Source organism: candidate division KSB1 bacterium (genome assembly GCA_022566355.1).
GTDB lineage: Bacteria > Zhuqueibacterota > JdFR-76 > JdFR-76 > DREG01 > JADFJB01.
Genome location: JADFJB010000180.1, coordinates 1 through 6288, shown reverse-complemented (window position 1 = coordinate 6288; position 6288 = coordinate 1). Strand labels below are relative to the sequence as shown.

At 41.7% G+C, this 6288-nt stretch carries 7 protein-coding genes; 6 read left to right on the top strand and 1 reads right to left on the bottom strand.

Annotated elements, in window-relative coordinates; all coding sequences use genetic code 11:
- Window positions 1-202: 202 nt before the first annotated feature.
- Window positions 203-376 carry a hypothetical protein gene (locus IIC38_19550; GenBank protein MCH8128118.1) on the bottom strand — a complete coding sequence of 58 codons (174 nt, stop codon included), beginning with the start codon at window positions 374-376 and terminating at the stop codon, window positions 203-205.
- Window positions 377-467: 91 nt separating this feature from the next.
- On the opposite strand from IIC38_19550, the gene IIC38_19545 reads away from it, so the two are divergent.
- From IIC38_19545 to IIC38_19520, 6 genes are all read left to right on the top strand, one after another.
- On the top strand, window positions 468-1367 hold the full coding sequence (locus IIC38_19545) for an insulinase family protein (GenBank protein MCH8128117.1): 900 nt from the start codon (window positions 468-470) through the stop codon (window positions 1365-1367).
- On the top strand, window positions 1364-2827 hold the full coding sequence (locus IIC38_19540; GenBank protein ID MCH8128116.1) for an insulinase family protein: 1464 nt from the start codon (window positions 1364-1366) through the stop codon (window positions 2825-2827). The genes IIC38_19545 and IIC38_19540 overlap by 4 nt, the downstream gene beginning before the upstream one ends.
- A 117-nt stretch (window positions 2828-2944) precedes the next feature.
- The gene (locus tag IIC38_19535) at window positions 2945-3187 is read left to right on the top strand and encodes a hypothetical protein (GenBank protein ID MCH8128115.1); all 243 of its coding nucleotides are present in this window, start codon (window positions 2945-2947) and stop codon (window positions 3185-3187) included.
- Window positions 3165-3395 carry a type II toxin-antitoxin system PemK/MazF family toxin gene (locus IIC38_19530; protein ID MCH8128114.1) on the top strand — a complete coding sequence of 77 codons (231 nt, stop codon included), beginning with the start codon at window positions 3165-3167 and terminating at the stop codon, window positions 3393-3395. The genes IIC38_19535 and IIC38_19530 overlap by 23 nt, the downstream gene beginning before the upstream one ends.
- 315 nt (window positions 3396-3710) lie before the next feature.
- A complete protein-coding gene (locus tag IIC38_19525; protein ID MCH8128113.1) occupies window positions 3711-4961 on the top strand; it encodes a DEAD/DEAH box helicase in 1251 nt (416 codons plus the stop codon).
- Window positions 4962-5759: 798 nt separating this feature from the next.
- Window positions 5760-6288, top strand: a 529-nt coding sequence (locus IIC38_19520; protein ID MCH8128112.1) for a tetratricopeptide repeat protein, incomplete at its 3' end; no start/stop codon positions are given.

Genomic DNA, 6288 nt, shown 5'->3' with positions numbered 1-6288 from the left:
GCGCTCTTGTCGAAACGCCTGGTGACCTGGGTTCAGCCCACTTTCTCGAACACCTGATGTTCAAGGGAACCGAGACTCTTGGAACCAGAAATTGGCAAGCCGAATCTCCCATTATCGATCAAATCTATGCCACCGAGAAAGCGCTTATACTGGAATTGAACCGTGAGCGAAATTCACTCCGGCAGCGTGGCGTTTTTCATGACTACCAACACAAGGAATCCACTCCCGTCATCGATAGCTTACGCCAGGAGCTGGCCCTGCTGACCCGGCAAGGCGCGGAATACCGGGACAACGGCGCTATGATGCGTTGGTACCAGGGTTTTGGCGGTACCAAATTAACCGCATCAACAGAACAGGAATATATGAAGTTCGACATCAACCTTCCCCGCGAACGATCTGCGCTCTTTCTGCGGGTTGAAGCGGACCGGATGCTGAACTCCGTTTTCCGAGAGTTCGATGAGGAACGCATGATACTCGTTGAGCAGCGTTATGGTGACTTGAATCGTCCAACAACTCCTTACTATGAGGCCATGAATGCCTTGGTTTCAACCGTCCACCCGGTATTCTGGCCTGAAGGATTTCTTTCCGATTTTGAGCAATACACACGCCACTACCATAATGACTTGTATAAACGCTACTTTATCCCCAATAATACGACCCTCATTTTTATCGGTGGTGTCACTCTTGAAGAAATGATTCCTCAGGTTGATCACTACTTTGGCTGGATGAAACGGCAGCCGGAACCCACCCGCGTGAAGGCTATCGAACCACAGCCGCAAGCCGAAAAGAGAATGTTATGGCGAAGTACAAAGCTAGCCCCTCGGGTTGAAATGCGATTTTTAATTCCAGCAGTAGGCCATCCTGATCGTCCTTTTTTTGATGTTCTGGGAGAAATCATCGAAATGGAATTAACCTCAGAGCTCAAAACGGCTCAGATTAAGTGCAGTGTAAATGTTAACACCCGGGTAGTCCATACAAGCCGATTTGGAGTGCCCGCAACACTAAACATCGAAGTCAGCGGAATGGACGAAAATTCACTGGCGCACACTGAACGAGTAATGCTGTCGACATTCGAGCAAATGAAGGAATTCGCAGTGCCGCAGGAACATCTCGAACTTGCCAAGAAAAGGCTGCGTACCCAGTGGTTTAGGACCGCCGTAGATGCAGATCGATTGGCTTTTGAAATTGGCCACTTTCAGATTATGGACAGCTGGCGTGCCTTAACACCCTACCTCCAGGCGCGCGAAGCTACAACACTGAAGCAGATCAATCAAATCGCCAACAAATATTTGATTGAAAAAAACCGATCAGTGGGAATGGTTAAACGGCCAGTTGACAGTATCAAAACAGACGAGGTAACCCAATGAACCGAATGAAACTAATCGCATTTTTCTTGTCGGCTATAACGACTGTTGGATTTGCACAAGACTACACCCATCCAAGGGAGATGAATCTACCTAAAAGTAACTTTAGTCGGCCCAATCCAAACAATTATAGATTAGCGCTCGAGAACGGTCTGGTTGCCTTTGTGGTTGAAGACCGCCGTGTGCCCCTGGTGACCATTACAGCGTTGATACGGGCTGGAACAGCAAGTGATAGGAGGCAAGGATCTGCGGAAGCTTTGACTTATGCAATGCGCCACGAGGGACCCATTGGAGAAACTAAGGAAAGTTTCCAGGATAAATTACGAAGTATGGCAGCCAATTTTCAAGTTTTGATGGGACCGGAGATTACCCAAATTAGTCTCAATGTTCCTTCCGAAGACGCCTGGGACGCTCTTGATCTCATGAGTAGTTTATTGCAGAAACCGCAAATAAACCAGTTTGTGATTGAAACACTACAACGCATTTCTGCACCGAAAACCGATCCATCGGCATCAGCTATAGAGGAGAGCGGTCCGGTTCTATACGAAGGTTCATTGACTTCGGCGGTCGAGCGCTTTAAGGCAATATTGTTTGCCGATCATCCGTACGGCTTGAAGCCGACCAGCGAAGACTACCAAAAGCTGAAGCTTAGCCGCATTAAAGATTTCCACAAAAAATATTTTATACCTGGCAATACAGCCATAGCCTTATCCGGTGATTTTAGCACAAATGTAGCCAGAGAAAAATTAACGGAGAGTTTTAGGAATTGGAAATCTCGATCCATTCCAAAACAAAAGAATGCCAGAAATGTTAGGGCGCCAAAAATTCGACATGTCTATACGTATCCATCTGACAAGCTGCAAGCCTGGGTAGTATTGGGACATGAATTGCCGTTCCTACCGCTCAAAGACCAGGCTGCTTTGCAGGTTATGAATTATATTCTCGGTGGCGGCCATTTTGATACCCGCTTATTTCGCGAGACCCGGGACAAACGAGGTTTGACAAATGATGATAGCGGATTTCCGGAAATCAATTGGTATGGTCCTGGTTATTATACTTTTCGCACTTACGGTCGCCCAGAAGTAATTAACCTGTTGGTTGAATTAACACTTCAGGAGATTAAACGCATTCGGACTGAACCAGTCAGCGAAGAAGAACTTTTCGTGGCGAAAAATGCCCTTGCTGACGGGGTATTTCAAATGGGTTTTGAAAACGGCCATACCACAGCCCTCACCTTCGCAGAAGAGTGGCTGCGTTATAACAACCATCACGAAAGCGCTAGCTACGTGGACCGGATTCGCAAAGTGACTAAAAAGGATGTTTTATCGGCAGCCAAAAAATTCCTGCATCCGGAACGAATGCAATTGGTTCTTATGGGACCGATCGAAAAGGTTTTAAGCAGTAACTATTCCGAAGGAGATTTTAGCATAAGGGAGTTTGGAGAGATGGCTGCTGGGAAGTGAGAGATTCAACCTAAAAATCAGAATCTATTTGTTGATGGGGAAAATATATTTCTATTTGAAATGTGAATATGATATTTTTATATTACATGTAGTTTAACCTACAAGTAGGAGATTAAAATGAGTGTAATGAGCATTAGAATAGATGATAAAAAAAGAAAAGCATTAAAAATTATTGCTTCAATCGAAGGAAAAACTATGGGAGGAATCGTTTCCGAATTAATTGATAACTACATCAGCATAAACAAAGAAAAAATTAAAACACTATCAGAGAATAAACAATTACACGATATAATGAAAATTTCGGAAGCCTCCTTTATGGAATGGGATAACGAGGAAGATGAAATCTACAATAACTTATAAGAAATGGGATATTATCATAGTTCCTTTTCCTTTTACAAATTTGACAACCATTAAAAGAAGACCAGCATTAATTGTTTCTCCCGATGAATACAATAGTAATCAAGATATTGTTATTGCATTCTTAACAAGTAAATTGGGATTAGAATATAGAATTGGCGATTATAAAATTAAAAATTGGTCAGAAGCAAATTTACCAAAACCATCATAGAAAAATATTCAAAAATTATTAACTTGGATAATTCATGAATTATTGTTTTAAGCTTAAAATATCCTAATTGTCATTCTGGAAGAATCTATTTCCATAAAATTGAAAAAGCATAATTGTAAGTATAAAATAGTTGCAAAATAGATCCCTCCTGGATGACAGTGATAAGGTTCATGAATAGATCAGGTTAATTGACTTTTTTTCGCAATAAATTTTCAAATTACTCCATATTCTCCATCACAATTCAAATTCCTTCCAAATTACAACAAAAATTGGTTAAAGGTTACTGACCTATATATCATAACATATTGATTGACTATGAAGTTTGAAAATTACAATATTTCAATGGAAATAAAAAAGAACCTGTCAAAACTTGGTTTTAAGCGTCCGACGGATATACAATTTAAATCGATCCCATCGATTATGAAAGGAGAAGACGTATTTGCTATAGCTCAAACGGGAACGGGCAAGACAGCTGCATTTGTAATTCCTATTGTTAATAAAATCCACAACAATAAAAGCAGTAAACACTCCTTTGGCATTAAGTGTATCGTTCTGGTTCCAACTCGGGAATTAGCATTGCAGATTGGCGAGGTATTTTTCACCCTCGCGAAACACACTAAAGTTAAAACCTTTTCCCTTTATGGCGGCGTCGAACAGGATCCCCAAATCAAGAAGCTGCAAGATGGCATCGATATTCTGATCGCAACTCCAGGTCGCATGTTCGACCTCATCAGCCAGGGATATATTAAACTTTCTAATATCGACACACTAATATTGGATGAAGCCGACCAAATGCTGGATTTAGGGTTTATAAAAGATATAAAATCTATAAAGAAAAAACTCACCAGAAAACATCAAACTCTTTTCTTCTCCGCAACCATTAATCATGCGCTCAAAAAGCTTGCGTTTTCACAGGTAAGTAGTTCTGCAATTCGTATTCAGATATCCCCTGATGATCCTGTCTCCAAAAATGTCTCTCACTTTGTAGTATTTGTTGAAATGGAGGACAAACGGTTTTTTTTGCAGAGATTCATATCGAGTAATCCCGCTAGTAAGATCATTGTATTTGTTAGAACAAGAGTACGGGCTGAACGAGTGGCAAAAGCTATGGAGCGGGTTCAGATAAACTCCTTTACAATTCATGGTGAAAAAGAACAGTCCAATCGGAATGAAGTCATGAAGCGATTTAAAGGCGGCGGCTTTAATATCCTCATTGCCACAGATGTAAGCGCTCGGGGAATCGATATACCGGATGTAAACTATGTCATCAACTACGACTTGCCTGATAAGCCTGAAAATTATGTGCACAGAGTGGGAAGAACCGGGCGAGGGATCAAGAAAGGAATTGCCATCTCCTTTTGCAGTAAGGAAGAGAAAGAAATACTTGGAGATATTCAAAAATTGTTAAATAAAGAAATCGAGGTCATAAATATCCACAAAAAGGATTATGCATTTACGATCGAGCCTCCCAAAGAAGAAGTCAACTGGCAAGCGTTGATGAATAGCCACGAAAATAAAATAAAAATCAAGAAGAAACAATCTAAAAAAACTAAAAAGCAGATGTGAAAACTAAGAATCAACAAATGGAGAAATAGAAACAATGACCTCTCTTAAAAGATTAAATTTCTGATAAGAATTTAAGCCAAAATAGTTTTTATTCGATTTGTTATCCTGGATAATTCATAGCGCAACTCAAGGCTGCAAACAAATTAAGTTTTTCCGGAGTTGAGTTACAAAAGCTATCATTAAAGATTGATGTTTGTTTAATTAATGAGCACCCTTCGATACACCGACTAAAGTCGGTTACTGTGTGGTGAGCGCAGTCGAACCGCTCAGGATGCTATTTTGGGAGAGAATAAAGCTAAAAACGAGCATCCCGAGTAGCTATCATAGTTTTTTTATGATTGCATATCGAGGGGTGCAAACTTTGATTAAAAAACAAAGTTTTTGAAGGTAATAGCATAAGTTTTGGCGCTGTCATCCAGATTTCTATGACTAAATCAAGTATTTTTTAGCAACATTGGATTTATTGATACATAGTTTGAGTTGTATTGTTTTTGTTCTTTGATAATTGCACAAATAATTCTCAGCAAATTTTTTTTGAGACGTTTGATGTTTTCCTGGTAAATGGCTTTGGCGACCTGATTTTTTAAGACTTTTCTATCGAGCGCCTGGAGCGCATTGGTTGCGTTTTTTTAAAATATTATTTATCTATTGCCGTAAAAACACAGGTTTCAGCGTCAACTCAAAATCAGACATTTAACCAACACTTTTATTGTTATTTCATTTGATATTACATAAATTAATATTTAGCAGAAAAACTATTTACTCACTTGTTAGCCGTAAGACAGGACGCAACAACCAATGAAATACATACTGACAATTACAACGGCTTTTTTGCTCTTGTTGCTGGCCACACCGCCCGTGTTCGCGCAGGGCGCAGGCATTGAATGGGACATCCTTAATCAGGAGGTCATGGAGCTTTATCGTACGGGCAAATATGACCGTGCCGTCGTTGTCGCCAAGAAGGCCCTCGAAGTAGCCGAGAAAAACGTCGGCCCCAATCATCCCGATGTGGCCCAGAGCCTGAACAACCTAGCCGAGCTCTACAGAATCCAAGGCCAGTACGCAGAGGCCGAGCCGCTCTACAAGCGCGCGTTGGCAATTGATGAGAAAGCTCTTGGTCCCAATCACTCTGCTGTTGCGACAGACCTGAACAACGTGGCCTTGCTCTACTACACCCAGGGCCAGTACGCAGAGGCCGAGCCGCTCTACAAGCGCGCGCTGGCGATAACAGAGAAGGCGCTGGGGCCGGACCATCCCGACGTGGCCACGAGCCTGAACAACCTGGCCGTGCTCTACTACACCCAAGGCCAGTACGCGCAGGCCGAGC

Coding starts and splice junctions, on each gene's coding strand:
- IIC38_19550 (MCH8128118.1), bottom strand. CDS start 376: ATGTCGAACTTCATATATTCCTGTTCTGTTGATGCGGTTAATTTGGTA.
- IIC38_19535 (MCH8128115.1), top strand. CDS start 2,945: ATGAGTGTAATGAGCATTAGAATAGATGATAAAAAAAGAAAAGCATTA.
- IIC38_19545 (MCH8128117.1), top strand. CDS start 468: ATGATACTCGTTGAGCAGCGTTATGGTGACTTGAATCGTCCAACAACT.
- IIC38_19530 (MCH8128114.1), top strand. CDS start 3,165: ATGAAATCTACAATAACTTATAAGAAATGGGATATTATCATAGTTCCT.
- IIC38_19525 (MCH8128113.1), top strand. CDS start 3,711: ATGAAGTTTGAAAATTACAATATTTCAATGGAAATAAAAAAGAACCTG.
- IIC38_19540 (MCH8128116.1), top strand. CDS start 1,364: ATGAACCGAATGAAACTAATCGCATTTTTCTTGTCGGCTATAACGACT.